The organism is Larkinella rosea, assembly GCF_003858635.1.
Taxonomy (GTDB): domain Bacteria; phylum Bacteroidota; class Bacteroidia; order Cytophagales; family Spirosomataceae; genus Larkinella; species Larkinella rosea.
The window spans coordinates 1,340,980-1,359,402 of the sequence record NZ_RQJO01000007.1 but is presented as its reverse complement, the minus strand read 5'-3'; the positions used below and the strand labels follow the sequence as shown (position 1 = coordinate 1,359,402).

The following is an 18,423-nucleotide window of genomic DNA, read 5'->3' as shown; positions in this document are numbered from 1 at the left end:
TCGCGGAGTTGAGCGGAGGTTGCAGAGTTAAGCGGAGAAAAATTTAATAAACTCCGCTTAACTCTGCAACTTCCGCTCAACTCCGTGAAACAACCCATAAGTTAATGCGAGTCCCGTTTCACCACCGGCCCCGAACTGCCCTGCAGGAAGTCGAAGTCGGCGCCTTCGTGGGCCTGCAAGACGTGGTGGATATACATCCGGGTGTAGCCCCTTTCATACCCCAGATCGATCGGCTGAAAGTGCGTCAGCCGTTCGGCGAGTTCTTCCGGTTCGACGTGGAGGTGCAGCAGGCGTTTTTCCACATCGAGCGTAATCAGGTCGCCGTTCTGCACCAGCGCCAGATTCCCGCCAACGGCTGCTTCCGGCGAAACGTGCAGAACCACCGTCCCAAAACCGGTGCCGCTCATCCGTCCGTCCGAAATCCGAACCATGTCGTGAACACCCTGCGCCAGCACTTTGGCCGGGAGTTGCATGTTGCCGACTTCCGGCATACCCGGGTATCCTTTGGGCCCCACGTTTTTCAGCACCAGTACGCACGATGGATCAACGTCCAGTTCCGGGTCATCGATGCGCTTTTTGTAATCATCGATATTCTCGAACACCACCGCCCGGCCCGTGTGCTGCATCAGTTCGGGGGAGGCCGCCGACGGTTTCAACACTGCTCCGTTGGGACACAGATTTCCTTTCAGGATGGCTACGCCCGACTCCGATTTAAACGGTTCGGCGACGGAAGCAATGACATCGCGGTTATAACACTCGGCGGTCAGACTGTTTTCGCCCAGTGTGCGTCCATTGATCGTCATGGCGTCGTTGTGCAAAAACTGCTGCAATTCCTTGATTATGGCGGGCAGACCACCGGCGTAGAACAAATCTTCCACAAAATGCTCGCCCGACGGCTGTAAATTGGCCAGCAGCGGAATTTGAGCCGATAATTTATCGAAATCGTCGATCGACAACTGAACGCCCATCCGACCGGCAATGGCCGTCAGGTGAATGATAAAGTTGGTGGAACCGCCCAGTGCCGCGTTTACCATGATCGCGTTTTCAAATGCCTGGCGCGTCAGAATCTGGGATGGACGAATGTTGTTCTTTGCCAGTTCAACGGCCTGCATCCCGGCCATGTGGGCCAGCACTTTCCGGCGCGAATCGGCGGCCGGTATGGTGGCGTTGTCGGGCAGGGCCAGGCCCAGTGATTCAACCATCGCGGCCATTGTCGATGCGGTTCCCATCACGGCGCAGTGGCCCTGACTCCGGGCCATGCAGGCTTCGGCGGCCACAAACTCTTCCTGCGACATTTCGCCTTTCTTGTTCGCTTCGGCAAACCGCCACAGGTCGGAGGTTCCGATGTTCCGTCCTTTGTATTTTCCCGCGAGCATCGGACCGCCCGACACCACAACGGTGGGCAGGTCGACGCTACAAGCCCCCATCACCAGCGAGGGCGTGGTTTTGTCGCAGCCGCAGAGCAGCACAACGGCATCCATTGAATTGCCCCGAATCGACTCTTCCACGTCCATACTTGCGAGGTTGCGGAACAACATCGTGGTCGGTTTCATCTGGCATTCGCCCAGCGACATCACCGGAAATTCGAGCGGAAAACCGCCCGCTTCCCACACGCCCCGTTTAACGGCTTCGGCCAGATCGCGGAAGTGGGCGTTGCAGGGTGTAAGTTCAGAAAATGTATTGCAGATACCGATAACCGGTTTACCTTCAAATAAATGGTGCGGAAAACCCTGGTTTTTCATCCAGGCGCGGTAAATAAAACCGTCTTTACCGGTACGGCCAAACCATTCTTGGGAACGTAAATACATTTTAAAGGTTGAGGATTAGTGAGTTATAAAAAAAGCCAGTGAATCTTGTTCGTTACAAAGGTAACTGAACCGATAATAGACGGTAAGTTAGAAAGTTTTTGCTAAATGAATACCTGTCGTTATTTCTCAACTATGTTTAATATCTTGCATCGTATACTCACCCGTTTGATTGCATGAGCGCACCCGTTACTTGTTTTCTGATTGACGATGACGAAGACGATCAGGAACTGTTTACGCTGGCCTTAAAAAAAGTGGACCCGACATTGACTTGTGTGGTGGCAGATGATTGTGGCGAAGCGTTGGAGAAGCTCCGGAAAGAGGAGACTTTTATGCCAAAATATATTTTTCTGGACCTGAATATGCCCCGGATGCACGGGAAACAATGCCTGATGGAACTTAAAAAAATCGCCCGCATCGAGCATATTCCCATCATCATTTATTCGACATCCTCCGAACTGAAAGATATTCAGGAAACCAAAGCCCTGGGGGCTTCTGATTTTCTGACCAAGCCACCGCTCATTTCAACACTAACAAACCGGCTGGCTAAACTGTTGTATGATCGCCCAGCGGCTTGAGAGCGGTTTTCATGAAAGAACAAGTACCAAATACAACGTATCGTTTTCTCGCCGGTGGGGGCGAAATGGGTCAGTTAATTGGATCGGTCGACTGGGCTAAAAACCCGTTGGGACCCATCGAAAACTGGCCGCAAAGTCTGCGGACAACCCTCAGTATCATTCTCCATTCCAGGTTCCCCATGTTTCTGTTCTGGGGAAGGGATCTCATTTGTTTTTATAACGATGCCTACCGCCCAAGTCTGGGAAATAATGGCAAACACCCCATGGCGCTGGGCCAGCGGGGGGAAGAAATTTGGCCCGAAATCTGGTCGGATATAAAACCGCTGATCGATCAGGTCATGAGCGGGGGGGAGTCGTCCTGGAGCGAAGATCAATTGCTGCCGATTTACCGCAACGGCACGCTCGAAGATGTCTATTGGACATTTAGTTATAGTCCGGCTCACGATGAATCGGGCGAGGTTGGCGGAGTATTTGTGACCTGCTGCGAAACCACGGAGAAAGTTGTCACGCTGAAAAGCATTGCTGAAAGCAAGGACCAATTCCAGTTTGCCATTGAAGCCGCCGAACTCGGAACCTGGGACCTGAATCCGGCCACCAACCGCTTTACCGGAAACGATCGGCTTAAAGCGTGGTTTGGGCTGGCTCCGGAAAAGGAAATCGACCTGCCGCTGGCCCTCTCGATCATTGCCGACAAAGATCGCCAACGCGTGACGGAAGCGATCGAAACCGCCCTGCAACTCTCGTCGGGCGGCTATTATGATGTCGAGTATACCCTTATTAGTCCGACCGAAAACCGGGAGCGGATTGTGAAAGCGAAAGGGAGGGCTTTTTTTGACGAAAACGGCATTGCCCGCCGGTTTAACGGCACACTTCAGGATATTACCGAAGAAGTGCGCGCCCGGGAAAAACAGCAGAAGTTATTGACGCTCGTCGAAAATAGCGTCGATCTGATGTCGGTACTGGAAATGGACGGACGGAATTCTTACATCAACAAAGCCGGCAAAGAATTGCTGGGGATTGACCACGACCAGGAGGTTTCGCTTATTCCGATTTCGGATTTGCACACACCGGAGCAGTTTAAATTTGTCAGTTCCGAAATTATTCCGTCGGTGATGCAGTTCGGCCGGTGGTCGGGTCGGTTCGAAGCCCGGAACGTGAAAACCGGAGCTATACTTCCGCTTTACAACAACTGCCTGCGAATCGACGATCCGAGTACGGGGTTGCCCATGGCCGTCGGAGCCGTCATGCGCGATTTACGTCCCGAAATTGCGATTCAAAAGGCGCTGGAAGAAAGTAAAGAGCGGTATCGCCTGCTCGCCGATGAACTCGAACAAATGGTGCAGCAACGAACGCGGGAACTCCACGAAAGCAACCAGGTACTGATTAAAACCAACCACGAGCTGGAGCAATTTGCCTACATTGCCAGCCACGATTTGCAGGAGCCCCTGCGCAAAATTCAGTCATTTTCGGAACTGCTTCAACTGAATCAGGACGATGACGAAACGAAGGCGCAATACCTCCACAAAATCACTACTTCTGCGCAGCGAATGGCGGATTTGATTAAAGCGGTACTCAATTATTCGCGTTTATCGAACACCGCCGACCGGTTTGTAAAAACCGATCTACGGCAGGTGCTGGAACATGTTGAAACCGATTTTGAATTGCTGATTGAACAGAAACAGGCCACCATTCGCCAGCGGGGCTTACCGGTGATCGATGCCATTCCGATGCATTTGAATCAGCTATTTTCAAACCTGATCGGTAATTCACTCAAATTTTCGACGAATAGGCCGGTCATTGACATTGACGCTGAAGAAGTATTGCCGTCGGAAATTAATCGGATTCGCGGACTAAATAAGGATCTGCCTTACATTCACATTCGATTCAAGGACAACGGTATCGGTTTTGAACCCGAATACGCCGAGCGGGTTTTTACCATTTTCCAACGGTTGAACCACAGCCGGTCGTTCACCGGAACCGGGATTGGATTAGCCCTTTGCCGCAAAATTGTGGAAAGCCACGGCGGCATCATTACTGCCGAAAGCGAACTCAATCAGGGAGCCACCTTTCACGTCTACCTGCCAATCAGGCATTGACGGTGGGATATCCGGTTTTCACCGGGCCGACCTAATAGCGAATACTGAATACCGAAAACCACCTTACTGAATCAATTCCTGAATTTTTTTATTCAAATCGTTGCCTCGTAAATTCCGGGCTACAATTTTGCCGGTGGGGTCGAGCAGAAGATTGGCGGGGACGCTACTGATCCCATACTGTTGCGCAACGTCATTTTTCCAGCCTTTTAGGTCACTGACGTGGGCCCAGGTTAAATTGTCCTTCCGGATCGCGTTCAGCCAGTTTTGCCGGTTGTTATCGAGCGAAACGGAAAATATCGTAAAGTTCTTATTCTTGAATGTCTGGTAGGTTTGCACCAGGTTGGGATTCTCCTCCCGGCACGGCCCGCACCAGCTGGCCCAGAAATCGACGAGAACGTACTTGCCTTTGAAGGAAGACAGTTTTACGACATTGCCAAGCGTATCGGTTTGGGCAAATTCCGGTGCCATTTTCCCAATATTGAGTCGACTCATGACATCGATCTGCTGCCGGAAAAACCGGGCCTGTAAGGTTTTCCCAATCTCATTCGACTCCATAAGGGTCAACAAGCTATCCGCTCCGGCAACGTCGCCCATGTTGATCAATACACTCAGAACATTGACACCAACGGCGGAGTTTGAGTACGTTGAAATGATTTTTTTGACACGGGTTAACTCCTGCGCCACTACTTCCTGCCGATCTTTGATTGCCGCCTGCATCGCAACGCCGTCATTGATAGCTCTGGCGTTGGTGTATTTCAATTCGGCCCGTTTAAAGCGGTTGCCGATGGCTGTATCCTGCATCAGTTGCTGCACTTTTTGCCGAATGTTTTCTTCTTTAGACCCCGCTACTTTAATGGCCCAGAGTGAATCGGCATTGCCGGTAATGGTTACCGGCGAATTTTCGAGAAAGAAATACTGAGGACCGGTTTTGCCGTCCACCCGAATACTGAAAAAAGAGGCTTCATCCAGTTTCCCCCTAAAACTAAACTGACCTTTTGCATTCGCTACCGTGGTATCCGATTGCTGCCTGGATTTGTAGAAAGCGTTCTCGGTTAAATAGATTTTCCGGTTGGCCGCATTTTTCAGAAAACCGGTGATGGTATACCCACCGGCCGGGGCCTGCCGAACCGGTTTTTTAACTGGTTTGGGTTGCGCAAATCCGTCGATCAACAATAAGGTGAGGAATGCGCTAACGAAGAGAAACTTCATGATGGATTGGTTTTGTGCCTGCTTATTCAGGTAATTTCACCGACAAGCCGGTCGTAAAAGGGATTGCCGAGGGCGTAGTCGGAATAAAGGTAATCGTCTTTGCGGCTCTATGTAATGTCTTCGGAACAAAAATAGGGGATTTGATGGTTCAATGAAGTCCGTATTTTGGTGATTGTTGTATTGAAAATGCGACCGCGTAGTATGGGCTGCGCTAAAATCGGGTTGCAGATCACGGCGGGTGAAAAATCGAAAACCCGCCAATCAATACCAGATGTGTTGGAATAATCCTATTAAGTGGAAATGAAAAATTTCAATACATTAGTATAAACTTTTTGAGAAACGCTTGATAGTCTGCGAATAGGTTTCTAGATTTACACTAAATACTACACAGGCAAAGAGGCTGCCTTATTTAATTTATACAACATTGCCTCCTTTCAGCAACGCGAACGAATACCGGCTGATCCAATCCTCCCAAAAACAAACGCTTCTTTTCCGCAGTTGGACTGCTAGCAACCGGTTTACGAATTCCGGTATCGGAATTGAGCTCAGAAGTTAACCCGTTCGCCCAAACTTTCATCAGCATGAATCGATTTTCAGTGATTTATAAAGTGAAGAAACAGTATGCGCACATTCTTTGCGATACGCATTCCGAAGCAACAACTGCCCTCCGAAAACTGTACGCGAAGAAAAAGAAAATTCCCATCGGAATCTACGACGCTAAAACCGAGCTCTTTTACTGGGAACCAATCCGGCAGCAGCGGTTTGATCGACTGACTGTTCAGGAACAGGGAAAGCTTGGCAATGAAATGATTACGATTGCGCAGGCATTGCGGGACCAGGCAAATCCGTGGCGGCCCAACGATTCGCAATGGCAACCCGATATCCTGCAGCGTCCCGTTTTTTTGATCCATGATTGAGTCGTTTCGCGAACTCCTTTCCCGGCCTTGTGGTTAAAAAAGCACATCAGCGTCCATCAATATGCCCACTTTATTCAGCCCTTTCGCAATTCGCAGCGTCACATTCAAAAACCGGATTGTCGTTTCGCCCATGTGTCAGTATTCCAGTGTGGACGGGTTTGCCAACGACTGGCATCTGGTTCATTTGGGGAGTCGGGCTGTTGGGGGAGCGGGATTGGTATTCAGCGAGGCCACGGCGGTTTCGCCCGAAGGCCGGATTTCGCCCGACGATCTGGGCATCTGGAAAGACGAACACATTCCGTTTCTCAAACGAATTACGTCGTTTCTGGAAGCGCACGGTGCCGTTCCCGGCATTCAACTGGCGCATGCCGGGCGGAAAGCGAGCCATAACCGGCCCTGGGATGGGGGTAAATTTATTGCGCCGGATGCCGAACGTGGCTGGCAAACCGTCGCTCCCAGCCCGGTTCCGTTTGCGGATGTCGAACCAAAACCGCTCGAATTGACGCAGGAAGGAATTGAAAAAGTTATCGCCGATTTTGGAACGGCAACCCGGCGGGCACTGGAAGCGGGTTTTAAGGTGATCGAACTACATGCCGCGCACGGGTATCTGATTCACGAATTTCTGTCGCCCATCAGCAACAGGCGGACGGATCAATACGGTGGTTCGTTCGAAAACCGCATCCGGTTTTTGCTCGAAATACTCGGGCGGGTTCAACAGGTCTGGCCACCGGAGAATCCCATTTTCGTGCGGATTTCGGCAACCGACTGGACCGAAGGCGGCTGGACGCCCGATGACGCCGTGGCGCTGGCCCGAATCCTGAAAACCAAAGACGTCGATTTGATCGATTGTTCGTCCGGCGGTAATGTGGCAGGGGCTAAAATTCCGCTCAGTCCCGGCTATCAGGTTCCGTTCGCCGAAAAAGTGAGAAAAGAAGCCGGTATTCCGACCGGAGCCGTTGGATTGATTACCACGCCCGAACACGCCAACGAAATTGTAGTGAATGGTCAGGCCGACCTGGTTTTACTGGCGCGCGAGTTGTTGCGCGATCCGTATTTCCCATTCCACGCGGCAAAAAAACTGGGCGAAGAAACCGAATGGCCATCGCAGTATGTAAGGGCAAAATAGCGTTAAAGTGATTCCCGTAAAAGTGCTTCCAGATTCAAGGGACGCGTGTACATTTCCAGTGAACCATCGGGTTTCAGGGGCCAGTCTTCGCGGGGTCGGTCCCAGTAGAGTTCCACGCCATTCTCGTCGGGGTCATTCAGGTAAATCGCTTCCGAAACGCCGTGATCCGAAGCGCCGGTAATGGTGTACCTGGCCTCCACCAGCCGCCGGAAGGCAATGGATAAATCCTTGCGGGTGGGGTAGAGGATGGCGGTATGAAACAAACCGACACCGTGAACGGGTGCCGGGGGCGCATCTTTGCTGTACCAGGTGTTGAGTCCGATGTGGTGGTGGTAGCCACCCGCCGAAATAAACGCGGCATCTTTCCCGTAGGTGGTCACGAGCGAGAAACCCAGGAGATCACAGTAAAAAGCCAGCGACCGTTCAATGTTGGCTACTTTCAGGTGAACGTGACCGATGCGGGTATTGTCGGGTATGGTGTAGGACATGGACGGTTTGGGCGTAATGACAAACGAAAGTTGAGCGCTGGCAAGGTAGCGACACTTTCCCATTTCCGGAAATAGCCAATCCGTTTTAGTCCGCCATTCCAGGGTTAATAATCGTAAATATGCTCGATGTTAACGGACTGCTCCTTCAGCAACCGAACGGTTTGGGCCAGCCACCGTACGGGCGTTACCACCGCAACCCGCTTCAATCCCGGTTTTGTCTTGATAGGTTGGGTAAATACCGGTTTACATTCAGGAAATCCGGGGTTCCAGGTATCGGGCGCTAAGACCGTTAGCAGAATCGCGGAATTATTTCCGGCAATTTCCCGAAATCCAACACCCTGCGCAACGAGGGCTGCAACCGCCGGATGAAACGCTTCATAACGCGGTAAGAGCAACAGCGCCGATCCATCGGACTCGGCTTTTACCACCTGAATTTCGGGATGGCTGGTTAACCCGCTCCCCGGAAACCGATCGACGACTACGGCGGTCGTGGGAAGGGCTTCGTCGTAGGACGCTTTGGTTCCCAGTTTGATTAGATAACCGTATCCGGTCTTGACCAGTAATTCGGTCAACAGCATGTACTTGCGATCCAGTTTGCGCAGAAAATAAGGACCAAAGAAGGAAGTGGTTTGAAACAAAGCCGGGATTCGGGACGCAAAGTCAAATTCGTACCAGGGCCGCATCCGAATAAAATCCACGTAATCTTGCATCAACCGGGCATTGAACTGATCTTCGTCGGTAACAACGGCTCCGTTTGCCGGATTGGTGAGCCGCCCAATGATCGTTTCGTACAGCGTCTTGAAAGCATATTCCACCGTGGTGCTTACGCCAATCACCCAAATCATGACGTGGTAGCCGGTATTGAACGGAAAACTGCCTTTAATCTGGTCATAGACAATGCCGTAGCTCTGCCAGAGCTGTTTGACATGGTATAAAAACGGAAAGGTCGTGGTCGTATGAGTGTGCGCAAAATCCGCCATTTCGGCCGGGCTGTGAACCAGAAACCATTCCGGGTAGGTTAAAAACGTCTGATCGGCCGGGCGGAGGTGTTCGGCGGGCGTGACCGGATGCGGGTTGCTGACCAGCCATTCTTTCGGAACCACGCATCCCTTGCCCGCTGGAGTAGTGGGTGCAGGCTGCTTTTTCCGGAAAAATAGAAAACCGGCGATGAGCACCATCAAAATTGTTAAAACCGGTAGTCGAAGCATCGGCGGCTTTAGTTTTTCGTGAAAAGAACCAGCGTATTATCAGACGGATCGTTGGCTTGCAGGAGTCGTTTGGGGCCTTCTCTAAAACCGGCCCGGCAGATGATTCGACTCCATTCGTCAATGGGTTTAAAATCCTTGTAATCCTGCTGATCAACTTCCCAGCTGACGTTGAGACCCAGGTTAAAAACCGTGTGTACGAGCGAGACAAACGTGGCCATATCCGGGGTTTTAACGTCGTGATCGCGGAGAATGAACCAGCCGCCCGGTCGCAAAATCCGGTGGATGGAAGCCAGAAAACCGCCCAGCTTTTCGGGACGCGTGTGGTGCAAACCGATCAGGCAGGTCACCAGATCGAGGCTTTCGCTCGGGATGGCTTCGGGGCTGATCGGGGCGAAATCATTCGCGGGGACGAAGGTGCCGATTTTACCGAGCTGACCCCGTTCCAGGATGTCGGCGGGGCTGTTGGAGGGAGCCTGGTCGTTCAGCAGGAAAATGGGGCCGGAAACCGGCAGGTGCTTGCGGAGGTCGCTGATGTAGCGGCCCGTCGAGCCGATTTCGAGGTAGCCGTTAACGCGGGCGTCGATCGGTAAAACCTCCAGCATTTGCCGCGTCATTTCCCGTTTCTGGGTTTTGAGCGCCGGAAGGGCATACGTCAGCTCCGACAGGAACGGTTTGATGCTGGAAAGGCGGCCCTGGACGGTTTTATAAATCGGCTCGTCCGCCAGTTCCGACTTTGTTACCTCCTGAATCAATGCATGAAATTTGTCCTCCGGATACAGGTGAAAAACAACTTGCAGAAAGCGATAAAAGGCATCACGCGGCCTGGCGTGGTCGAAAATGGCGTGGAATTCAGAAGTCGGCGGAGTCATGATTCAAGGCTTTTGGGTTGGTAGTACGTATTCCAAAATAGGTTGTGAAACCGGAAATCCGGGTCCAGGGTTTTCTTGAGCGCAAACAGCTTTTTGGCATCGGGATAGGCCCGGTGAAACTGCGCGGGTGTGGCGTGGGCCTGATACGGAAGGTAATACGCCCCGTCCAGTGATACCGCTGCGTCGATCAGTTCGCGGGTCCAGGTACCGACTTCCTGCCGGGCGGTTTCGGATGTGCGCTGTTTGTAATACACTACAAAAGCAAAAACTTCCCCGCGCGCCCAGGCCAGGTACGAACCCGGATCTGCGTGCGCGTGCCGAATCGAAACGTTGATGACATTGACTCCAAACCGGTTGAAAATTTCGGCCATTCTCTCCGTAAAAGCATCGAATTGCCGGACTGGGACAAAGTACTCCTGCAACACATACGTCCGTTTCGTTCGGGAGCGCGGTTCGAGTTCGGCCACGTCGTAACCGGCTTCGTAATTGCGCCAGTGAATCGGTTTGCGGAGATAAATCAGGGGGTCGATGAGGTATTCGCGACGCCAGTTGCCGAAGAACGTTTCGGTGAAAGCCCACAAAAAATACCGCTCCAGCGGATACGATTCCCGCAACGGCATTAGCCGGGTTTTGACGGTCGGTTGTTCGGTCGTTTTCAGCCAGGTGACGGCCCGAATGTTTCGATAAGCAGGTGGATACAAATCGCCGTTGTGAAAAACCGCATCCGGATTGGAACGAACGTGGGTTTGAAACCACGAATAATAGTCGGATCGAGCCATTTTCTGGTCTTTGCGCCGAACGGCCACGTTGTCTACCAGATCGAGTTCGGCCGTCGCAATAATTCCCAAACCGTTATAACCGCCGATGACGCCGAAGAAAATTTCCGGGTTTTCGGTCCGGCTCGCCCGAACGAACGAGCCATCCGCCAGCACGATTTCAACGGCGCGAACCGCCAGAATGAGCGGCCCCAAACCCATGTACCGCCCGTGGACGTTGACGCTCAGCGAGCCACCAACCGTGAAATTGGCGTACGTCTGCATGATTTTGATGCTGAGGTCGTGCGGATCGACATACCGCTGAATGTCGCACCAGCGAATACCGGCCTGAACCTTGATGGTGCGGTTTTCTTTGGAAAAATCCAGCACCTGATTGAGTCCCCGCATGTCGATGTGTAAACTCTGCGGACTGGCGGTTTGCCCACCCATGCTGAACCGCCCCCCGCCCACCGAAACCGGGCCAGTGGTGATTCGCAGTCGTTCCCGCAAATCCTCCACGGAAGTGGGCCGGAAAACTTCGGCTACAACTACCGGATTCAGTTGCGTGACGTCGTTGATGATTCGTTCCCCGGTTTTCAGGCCCGGCCGCAACTGGCCCAGATCGTTTTTGAAGTAATCCGCGGCCTCGTCAGGCACCGTTCCGAAGCGGTTTTTTTGCCGGTCACCTTTTTTGAAACCCAGTTGATAAATCAGCCAGATCGGTCCCAGCACCGGGATTAAAACCGCCAGCAGCCAATAGCCGGAGCAGTTCGAATCGTGGAGCCGTTTCATCGCCGTGGTCGTCAGCGAACCCAGCAGCAGCGGGTAGAGAAAATAGGTCGATTGGTCGCCAATCGATTCAATCAGCAGGGTGTATAATACATAAAACGTGCTGAAAATGAATAGGGAAACAATCCAGTAGGATGATCGCTGGAGACGACCCCGGGTGGTGAAAAGCAGGAAACTGAGGGGAAGTGTATGTTTTAGACGCATAGACCCGTCGAATATAGCGGAGTGCCTGGTATCTGCCAGTCAACAACGATTTTTGGTGAAAACGAAAACCGGTGTTTACCGGTCGAAAATCTGAAACAGTTTCGACATCGTGCTGTAGGTGCGAAGGGATTTGGTCGTGCTGCTATGGGCGTCGTCGAGCACCACGTTACCGTTTTCGTCGGTTACGTATTCATACATCGTCCCTTCGTGGGCGTGAACCCGGTATTTCCGCAGAAAGATCCCGCAGCCCAGGCCGATCAGGAACAGCAAACCGGGAAAAACCAGAATGTATTTGTTGTCGTTAATTTGCCGCTGGTAACTGCTGGTTAAAAACACAACGTCTGAACCTGTTTCCGGGCTGTACAGAATAGGGGCTGGGCTGTCCGTTTGGACGGATGCAAACTCTTTGACGGAAATACCGCCGTTTTGCGTCCGCTCAACCGATTTGCCCGACTGATCAGTAAATCGGAAAACAAGTTGATCTTTCGTTTTTTTTAGGACAATTCCCTGGGTGGCGATGCCATTTTCCTCCACGGTTTTCAGGTCGACATAATCGGTGTACCACCAGTAACAAACGCTGAGGCTGGTGAAGAAAAACAGCGAAAACAGCCGAAATCCGAGGGTGTTGTATTTCCGCAGAACGAAATAATAATAAGCCAGCCAGAAGGCTCCAACGGCGAGGGCTTGCAGGGTAGTCATGGTTTCGGAGGTTTAATGGGGCTGGTACTCGATCAGACGCTGGGGAAAGCGGGGGAAGGTCATGGGAATGGATCACTCGGGGAGTGGATTGCCCGATAAGTCTTTGCTGACCAACTGACTGAACTGTGCGAGTCCTTCGGTTGACGTCAGCTTGTTATTGGAGGCAAACAGCCAGCGGACGTTGGGGCATCCCTGTAACGTTTTGAGGTCGGCAACCTGATTGTCCGAAATGTCCAGCCGGTCCAGCTTGGTTGATTTCAATCCACTCAAGTCCGATAAATTGCAGTTTTTCAGAATTAAATCACCCAGATTGGGCAAATGAGAGAAAAAACTCAGGTCGTGAATGGTATGGTTGGAGACGTTGAGGGCGGTAACGTGGCCTTTCTGAACGCAGATGCGGAAACTCTTCGTGGTGTCGGCCAGATGCCAGTGTTCGGTAAAAACCGCATCCTGCAAACTCAGCCCGGCTTCGTGCGCAATGTGGGCCACCACGGCGGTTTCCGTCAGATCGAGCGTTTTGAAATCGTAATCGTACTGTCCTTTTGCCGCCTTTCCTTTTCCCGCTTCCATCGAATAGCCCAGTGCGTAGATTCCCAGACCCAATGCGCAAAAGCCCATGGAAAGCCCGGCTACTGCTTTGTGTTCGTTAAACCCTTTGAACGCCCACCAGGCTGCCAGCAGATACAGCAAACCGCAGCCCAATAGCAGCGGAATACTGAGCCAGTCCGGTATTTTTCTAAGGAGCGAATTGGGATCGGTCAGGCCAATGGTGAACGAATAGCCTAGAAAACCGGTAACCGCCAATGAGATGAACAAACTGCGAAGGGCCATTTTTCAGGAGCAATAAATGATTCAGAGATAAAAAGGTTAGTGTAAGAATACGGTTTTATGGTAACCAGGTGTGACCATTTCGTTTAAACTGGTGAGCTAAATGGGCCGAAACCTGCTCAAAATACGCCTTGTGTCCGGCGGGCTCCCGTTCTGCAAACTGTTCGGAACGCGCTTTAGGAATCGCTTCCTGATACGCATCACCGGTAGCTTTGTTGATTTTTGTTTTATCCGCCGAAAAGATAAACGCGTGAACCGCCGTATTGGGCCGGGAGCCGACCCGAATCGCGGCACTATCAACAGCCGGGAGATGCGGGATTTTGGGGTGCGTTTCGGATCGGTTAAAACAACCGGTCAAAAACCCCGTCCGTAAACCGCAACACAAAAAGACGGCGCGGTTCATCGCGGGTTTTCACGGATACCCAACTTCTGGGTTAGTTGGACCAGTTCGGAAATTGGGCTTTGAGCTGGTCGTCCAGTTCGTCGGCCCACAATTCGAGGTCGATGATGCAAGTCGTCAGTTCCTGGTAATCCATGCCCCGAATGTCGCGCTCATAGGTGGCAAATACGGTTTGGGTGTTGGGCGCAATGCAGAGCTTGACACCCAGCCGTAAGTCGTTCAGTTCGAGCAAGTGGCGGTAGAAACCCAGCAGGTTGTTGGTTGGAACCTGAAGCAGGGGCGAGAAAATCCGAAGGTAATCGCGCCGGGTGCCGCTGGCGAAGTTGATGGTCTGGATAAAGACTTCAATCGAAGCGGAGCCATTTTTCCAGAGCCAGTTTTTCTTGTCCGGGTTGTAGGTTTGTTCTTTGGTGAGGCCAATCGACTCGACGTAACATTGAATCATGGTCGTCACCCGGTTGTAGTTTTCGTTGTACAGGGCAGCCTTTACGTCCTCTGGTCTGGCGGGAGTGGGGTTTTGAATCGGTTCCATGCGTGGCGTTTTGAGTTTGGAATGAGGTGGTTGAATAAATCAAAACTACCGTTTCGGATGGGTTAAGGGAGCGAAACTCGATACCGGGTGAATTTGGCTTTACAGGTGGCGGTTGCGAGTCTACATGTGGTAAATTAAAACCGCTAAAAGGTTACAAATGGAAGTAAACTGCTGAAAGATTCGCTGTGAAAATCAGTGCGCCAACGGGCTCTGCGGTTTTTCGGATCGTAGCCAACCCAGTAATCGTACAATCGTTCACCGGGAATCCTGGGGTTACTGCTTTCAAAATGCAGAAGTAACTGATTCAATCGGGTCAAATACGCCCCCTTCAATGTAGCTTCTTTGAAGAACGGTAGATTGAACTGGCTGCGTTCCTGTCCGGTACCGGCGTTCAAAATGCGCAGCGTGTTCTGCGTACCATCGGAATGGCGGGATAAAACCGCAAGTTGATCACCGATTTCGGAAAGCCAGCCAAGCGAAAAATTACCATCAATCCGCCAGATTTCCCGCCGGGTAAACGGATCGATGCGTCTGACATATGTGCTGGTTCGTTCGAAAAACCGGTCATTACGCAATAAATAAAAGATTCCCTGCGTCGCCGACCGATGAATTTCCCGGCCGGTTTTTAGCGAAACAATCTGGTAGGAATGTCCACTGCCCATTTTCTGTTCCGCGTTAACGACCAGGACGTTGTCACCCTGGATAACGGGGGCATAGGTAAGAATGACGATTTGCTTTACGGGCGGCAAAAACCACTCGGTCTCGTTCGTTTCCCAGCGTTTGGCGGTGATTCCAATTTTCCAGGACGTGTCAATCTGGTCTTTGACGATTACGTTCTGATACAGCGGTTTGGTGGTCAGATAAAAGTCATCCGTAAAAGCCATACCGCCATACAGGCTCGACGGGCTGGTCAAAGGCGCTGGTTCGGGGGAAACGTTGCGGGTAATCCGGCCGTCGCGTGGATTTACAAAATGCACAGTTGAAGTACGTTCTTCGTACACTAAAATCTGCGAATCGGTTTGTCCGACAATCGTCCCGGCAAACGGAAGTTGCCACAGCTTTTGGGCGGTTTTACAATCAAAGGCACGGATTTCAAATTGCTCAGGTCCCCGTTTGCGGGTGCCCATCAGGACCGAAGAATCCGGAGAAGACTGATAAAGCAGATTCGTTGGAAACGGAAGGGGTAAGTCAACCGACCGAACGGGGGCATCTGCCGCAAAATAGTCCTGCTTTTCGGAGCTACAACTCCCCATAAAATTCATTATACTGCCAAACACTGCGCAAAAAAATGTAAAATTGGCGAAAGCATTAATCCACTTCATCATGGGTAGCCAGCAGGTATTGTTCGATAATCCAGTTTTCGGCGACATCCCGCATCACATGGCCCAGGCCGTACACGTACGCTTTTTCAAAATCGGGTTCATCTTTCCGAAAGACATCGAAACCCGTGCCCTGAAAAAAACCGGCTTCAAAAGGCGATTTATCCAGAATTTCCCGCCGTTGGGCTTCCGAAAGGTGACGGATGCGGTTTTTCAATCGGCGGTTTTTTAAGTGATTTTTGAACCACATTCGGGTGGTATTGAGTGGTTTACTTAAAAATTACCAATCACTGCCGGAACCCCCGCCCCCCGAACTGCCCCCGCCCCAATTGCTGCTGGATGAACCATCCGACGAACTCCCGGAAGAGCTGTTATCCGACGAAGAATAGGAGTTGGATGAGTTCGATGAAGCGCTTTCGCTCACTTTCGAAAGGGTGAAGTGAACCTCCCGGTGATGACCACAAGCCTGGCAATCGTAGTCGTTGCTGCCGCGGCCTTCGCGCTCCGTTGTGGCCCGCGAAATCACCCGTTTTTTAGTGAACGAGAGAGTTCTTGAATGGCATTTATTGCAGGGTTGATAGGCTTTGTTTTTCAGGTTTTCGTAGCCGATGACCTGCGTAATGTCACGGGATTCATTGCGCCAGACATCGTAGTCAACGGTATTCAGGCGTTGTTCAATTCGTTGGTAATCAGTTAAAAAGGCAGTTTTTTGATCGTTGCTCAGTTTGCTTAATTCTGCGCCGTTCGACTGGCGGGCGTGATTTCGGAGGGTGTTCAGCAATCGGTTTTCCTCACTACGAAACCAGCCAAAGGGAATCGGAAAAAGCAGAATGTTACTCCAGCCATTGAGCCCGGCAGCTTTCAAATGCGCATACTGTTCGGGTTCTGACAGGCTTCCAAAAAGTTTCGCGAACCAGTTGCTGCGCCGTCGGCGGGCATCCCACCGAACGACACCGGCGTAGGCATACAGAATAAACAGAATTTGCCAGCCCCGCAGCGATAAGGGTTCGCGAAGGTTGATGACGGCAATGCCAAGAGCCAGCGGCATGATCAAATAAAGCAAAAATCCCCACGCTATCCGCCCTTTGGACTTAGCCACGGCTTTCTCAAGCTGGTCCGCCACCGGATTCGAGCGTTTGAAGATTAACCTGAGTATCCGCAAGATTACCAGACAGGGAATGAGCAGCAAAAACAGGATAAAAATAGCCGAATTGTCGAGCGGTTGAGGACCGGTTTTTCGGGAATCATCGTACACCTCCCGGGCCGCTTCGGGCGCAGTGAGAAGGCGGGTAATTTCCGTAACACCGGCGACGACTGCTCCGTCAAAATCACCGGATTTAGCCAGCGGAACCATTTGCCGGGTCTGAATCCGGCGGCAAAGCGCGTCGGTCAAAATGCCTTCCAGCCCGTAGCCGGTTTCCATTTCGATGCGGTGCTGATCCTTTACGAGTAAAATCAGCAAACCGTTATTTTTCTTCTGGTAACCCAACCCCCATTTTCGAAACAGCGCCGTAGCGAAGTCTTTGGGCACGTTTTCTCCGATGGAATTCAGGCATACTACGGCTACCTGCGCGGTCGTGGAGTCTTCCAGTGCCTGCAACTTCGTATTAATCTGGTCAACGGCCCGGTCCGACAGCATATGATCCGGGTTGCTGACATACTCCGAACTGCGGTTTTGCTTTGGATTGGGTACGGTTTCAAGCGTGTAATGCTGGGCAAAAACCGGTCCAGTTGCCGCGCTTACCACCAGAAGGAGTGAAGCCAGAAGTTGGGTATACCGCTGTATCATAGGGTTTTATTTGTATCTTCAGAACGATCAACGGACGGATTGCCGGTTTCCTGGAAGGTATTCGGATCGGCTTTTTTAAGGACGGAATTTCCGGAATAAACGTGGTTTTTGTCCCGGGCGTGATTTTTTCCCAAACCGGTAAACGTGGCCAGGTCCACATCCGGCATTCGCTCCCAATGGGTTTCCCTGCCCAACGCCAGGCCCCACGCGCCCTGTTGGGTGGTAAAATGAAATTCAGAAACTTTCTGAAACGTTGCTCCGTCGGCGCCTTCCAATGGCTGGTCGTGGAAATAAACCCGCCGATGGTCGTAGGTCAGGTAAATTCCGTTGAACATCGGAACCATCGTAAATGTGGCCGGATCAGCCCCTTCGATAACATTCGTATCTTTGTAAACCTGCCGACGATCACGGGCATAGGGGATTCCTTCAGCCGATACGGAGGTTGCGGTTTCGTTCGGATTGGGAACAATGTTGAAATGGGCGCCATCGTTGCTGATCAACTTTTCGCACGAATACCCCCGGTTTTTGTCCCGGGAATAGGAACTCGCCAGAAAGGTAAATGTGGCGGGGTCTGCATCCGGAATGATGCGCTCGTAAAAATAGGCATGATTTTTATCCTTCCCAAAGTGATCCGTAATGGCCACAAACGACTCCGCATCAGCGCCCTCCAGAAGTCGCACGCTGGCGGGAAAACCGCTGTATAACACGACTTTACCATCTTCAACCCGGTAGCCATTCCGGGCACTTTTTCCACAACCCGTGAGCAGCCAGCTACCTGTTACAATTCCGGTAAATAGCGAAAGAAAAGTCAT

General features: G+C 51.7%; 18 protein-coding genes. 4 read left to right on the top strand and 14 right to left on the bottom strand.

The window, feature by feature from the left end:
• Window positions 1–101 precede the first annotated feature (101 nt).
• A complete protein-coding gene (locus EHT25_RS05725) occupies window positions 102–1,808 on the bottom strand; it encodes an IlvD/Edd family dehydratase (RefSeq protein ID WP_124871932.1) in 1,707 nt (568 codons plus the stop codon).
• Between the two features lie 173 nt (window positions 1,809–1,981).
• On the opposite strand from EHT25_RS05725, the gene EHT25_RS05720 reads away from it, so the two are divergent.
• A complete protein-coding gene (locus EHT25_RS05720; RefSeq protein ID WP_124871929.1) occupies window positions 1,982–2,383 on the top strand; it encodes a response regulator in 402 nt (133 codons plus the stop codon).
• A gap of 11 nt (window positions 2,384–2,394) precedes the next feature.
• The gene (locus tag EHT25_RS05715) at window positions 2,395–4,479 is read left to right on the top strand and encodes a PAS domain-containing sensor histidine kinase (RefSeq protein WP_124871926.1); all 2,085 of its coding nucleotides are present in this window, start codon (window positions 2,395–2,397) and stop codon (window positions 4,477–4,479) included.
• A 63-nt stretch (window positions 4,480–4,542) separates the two neighbouring features.
• On the opposite strand, the gene EHT25_RS05710 is transcribed toward EHT25_RS05715, so the two are convergent.
• Window positions 4,543–5,688 carry a TlpA disulfide reductase family protein gene (locus tag EHT25_RS05710; RefSeq protein WP_124871923.1) on the bottom strand — a complete coding sequence of 382 codons (1,146 nt, stop codon included), beginning with the start codon at window positions 5,686–5,688 and terminating at the stop codon, window positions 4,543–4,545.
• 581 nt (window positions 5,689–6,269) lie between these two features.
• On the opposite strand from EHT25_RS05710, the gene EHT25_RS05705 reads away from it, so the two are divergent.
• A complete protein-coding gene (locus EHT25_RS05705; protein WP_185731289.1) occupies window positions 6,270–6,605 on the top strand; it encodes a hypothetical protein in 336 nt (111 codons plus the stop codon).
• 61 nt (window positions 6,606–6,666) lie between these two features.
• Window positions 6,667–7,731, top strand: a complete 1,065-nt coding sequence (namA, locus tag EHT25_RS05700; RefSeq protein WP_124871920.1) for an NADPH dehydrogenase NamA — start codon at window positions 6,667–6,669, stop codon at window positions 7,729–7,731.
• Between the two features lie 2 nt (window positions 7,732–7,733).
• Here the strand turns inward: namA and EHT25_RS05695 are convergent, their stop codons facing one another.
• The 12 genes from EHT25_RS05695 to EHT25_RS05640 form a co-directional block, all read right to left on the bottom strand.
• Window positions 7,734–8,219 carry a VOC family protein gene (locus EHT25_RS05695; RefSeq protein ID WP_124873529.1) on the bottom strand — a complete coding sequence of 162 codons (486 nt, stop codon included), beginning with the start codon at window positions 8,217–8,219 and terminating at the stop codon, window positions 7,734–7,736.
• A 104-nt stretch (window positions 8,220–8,323) separates the two neighbouring features.
• Window positions 8,324–9,427 carry a hypothetical protein gene (locus EHT25_RS05690; protein WP_124871918.1) on the bottom strand — a complete coding sequence of 368 codons (1,104 nt, stop codon included), beginning with the start codon at window positions 9,425–9,427 and terminating at the stop codon, window positions 8,324–8,326.
• A gap of 8 nt (window positions 9,428–9,435) precedes the next feature.
• Entirely contained in the window at window positions 9,436–10,296 is an 861-nt protein-coding gene (locus EHT25_RS32945; RefSeq protein WP_124871915.1) for a class I SAM-dependent methyltransferase, read from the bottom strand.
• Window positions 10,293–12,044, bottom strand: a complete 1,752-nt coding sequence (locus EHT25_RS05680; protein ID WP_124871912.1) for an FAD-binding protein — start codon at window positions 12,042–12,044, stop codon at window positions 10,293–10,295. Before EHT25_RS05680 ends, EHT25_RS32945 begins: the two co-directional genes overlap by 4 nt.
• Window positions 12,045–12,119: 75 nt before the next feature.
• Entirely contained in the window at window positions 12,120–12,743 is a 624-nt protein-coding gene (locus EHT25_RS05675) for a hypothetical protein (protein ID WP_124871909.1), read from the bottom strand.
• A gap of 72 nt (window positions 12,744–12,815) precedes the next feature.
• A complete protein-coding gene (locus EHT25_RS05670; protein ID WP_124871906.1) occupies window positions 12,816–13,574 on the bottom strand; it encodes a leucine-rich repeat domain-containing protein in 759 nt (252 codons plus the stop codon).
• Window positions 13,575–13,629: 55 nt separating this feature from the next.
• Window positions 13,630–13,974 (bottom strand): hypothetical protein, encoded by a 345-nt coding sequence (locus tag EHT25_RS05665; protein WP_124871902.1) that lies wholly within the window; start codon window positions 13,972–13,974, stop codon window positions 13,630–13,632.
• Between the two features lie 31 nt (window positions 13,975–14,005).
• Window positions 14,006–14,503, bottom strand: coding sequence for a YbjN domain-containing protein (locus tag EHT25_RS05660; protein WP_124871899.1), 498 nt, complete (start codon window positions 14,501–14,503; stop codon window positions 14,006–14,008).
• Between the two features lie 143 nt (window positions 14,504–14,646).
• Window positions 14,647–15,780 carry a hypothetical protein gene (locus EHT25_RS05655; RefSeq protein ID WP_124871896.1) on the bottom strand — a complete coding sequence of 378 codons (1,134 nt, stop codon included), beginning with the start codon at window positions 15,778–15,780 and terminating at the stop codon, window positions 14,647–14,649.
• Window positions 15,781–15,811: 31 nt separating this feature from the next.
• Window positions 15,812–16,072, bottom strand: a complete 261-nt coding sequence (locus tag EHT25_RS05650; protein ID WP_124871893.1) for a hypothetical protein — start codon at window positions 16,070–16,072, stop codon at window positions 15,812–15,814.
• A gap of 30 nt (window positions 16,073–16,102) precedes the next feature.
• Window positions 16,103–17,611, bottom strand: coding sequence for a TPM domain-containing protein (locus tag EHT25_RS05645; RefSeq protein WP_124871891.1), 1,509 nt, complete (start codon window positions 17,609–17,611; stop codon window positions 16,103–16,105).
• A complete protein-coding gene (locus EHT25_RS05640; RefSeq protein WP_185731288.1) occupies window positions 17,608–18,423 on the bottom strand; it encodes a DKNYY domain-containing protein in 816 nt (271 codons plus the stop codon). Before EHT25_RS05640 ends, EHT25_RS05645 begins: the two co-directional genes overlap by 4 nt.

Coding starts and splice junctions, on each gene's coding strand:
- EHT25_RS05695 (WP_124873529.1), bottom strand. CDS start 8,219: ATGTCCTACACCATACCCGACAATACCCGCATCGGTCACGTTCACCTG.
- EHT25_RS05665 (WP_124871902.1), bottom strand. CDS start 13,974: ATGAACCGCGCCGTCTTTTTGTGTTGCGGTTTACGGACGGGGTTTTTG.
- EHT25_RS05670 (WP_124871906.1), bottom strand. CDS start 13,574: ATGGCCCTTCGCAGTTTGTTCATCTCATTGGCGGTTACCGGTTTTCTA.
- EHT25_RS05640 (WP_185731288.1), bottom strand. CDS start 18,423: ATGACTTTTCTTTCGCTATTTACCGGAATTGTAACAGGTAGCTGGCTG.
- EHT25_RS05650 (WP_124871893.1), bottom strand. CDS start 16,072: ATGTGGTTCAAAAATCACTTAAAAAACCGCCGATTGAAAAACCGCATC.
- EHT25_RS05690 (WP_124871918.1), bottom strand. CDS start 9,427: ATGCTTCGACTACCGGTTTTAACAATTTTGATGGTGCTCATCGCCGGT.
- EHT25_RS05660 (WP_124871899.1), bottom strand. CDS start 14,503: ATGGAACCGATTCAAAACCCCACTCCCGCCAGACCAGAGGACGTAAAG.
- EHT25_RS05645 (WP_124871891.1), bottom strand. CDS start 17,611: ATGATACAGCGGTATACCCAACTTCTGGCTTCACTCCTTCTGGTGGTA.
- EHT25_RS05715 (WP_124871926.1), top strand. CDS start 2,395: ATGAAAGAACAAGTACCAAATACAACGTATCGTTTTCTCGCCGGTGGG.
- EHT25_RS32945 (WP_124871915.1), bottom strand. CDS start 10,296: ATGACTCCGCCGACTTCTGAATTCCACGCCATTTTCGACCACGCCAGG.
- EHT25_RS05705 (WP_185731289.1), top strand. CDS start 6,270: ATGAATCGATTTTCAGTGATTTATAAAGTGAAGAAACAGTATGCGCAC.
- EHT25_RS05720 (WP_124871929.1), top strand. CDS start 1,982: ATGAGCGCACCCGTTACTTGTTTTCTGATTGACGATGACGAAGACGAT.
- namA (WP_124871920.1), top strand. CDS start 6,667: ATGCCCACTTTATTCAGCCCTTTCGCAATTCGCAGCGTCACATTCAAA.
- EHT25_RS05675 (WP_124871909.1), bottom strand. CDS start 12,743: ATGACTACCCTGCAAGCCCTCGCCGTTGGAGCCTTCTGGCTGGCTTAT.
- EHT25_RS05680 (WP_124871912.1), bottom strand. CDS start 12,044: ATGCGTCTAAAACATACACTTCCCCTCAGTTTCCTGCTTTTCACCACC.
- EHT25_RS05710 (WP_124871923.1), bottom strand. CDS start 5,688: ATGAAGTTTCTCTTCGTTAGCGCATTCCTCACCTTATTGTTGATCGAC.
- EHT25_RS05725 (WP_124871932.1), bottom strand. CDS start 1,808: ATGTATTTACGTTCCCAAGAATGGTTTGGCCGTACCGGTAAAGACGGT.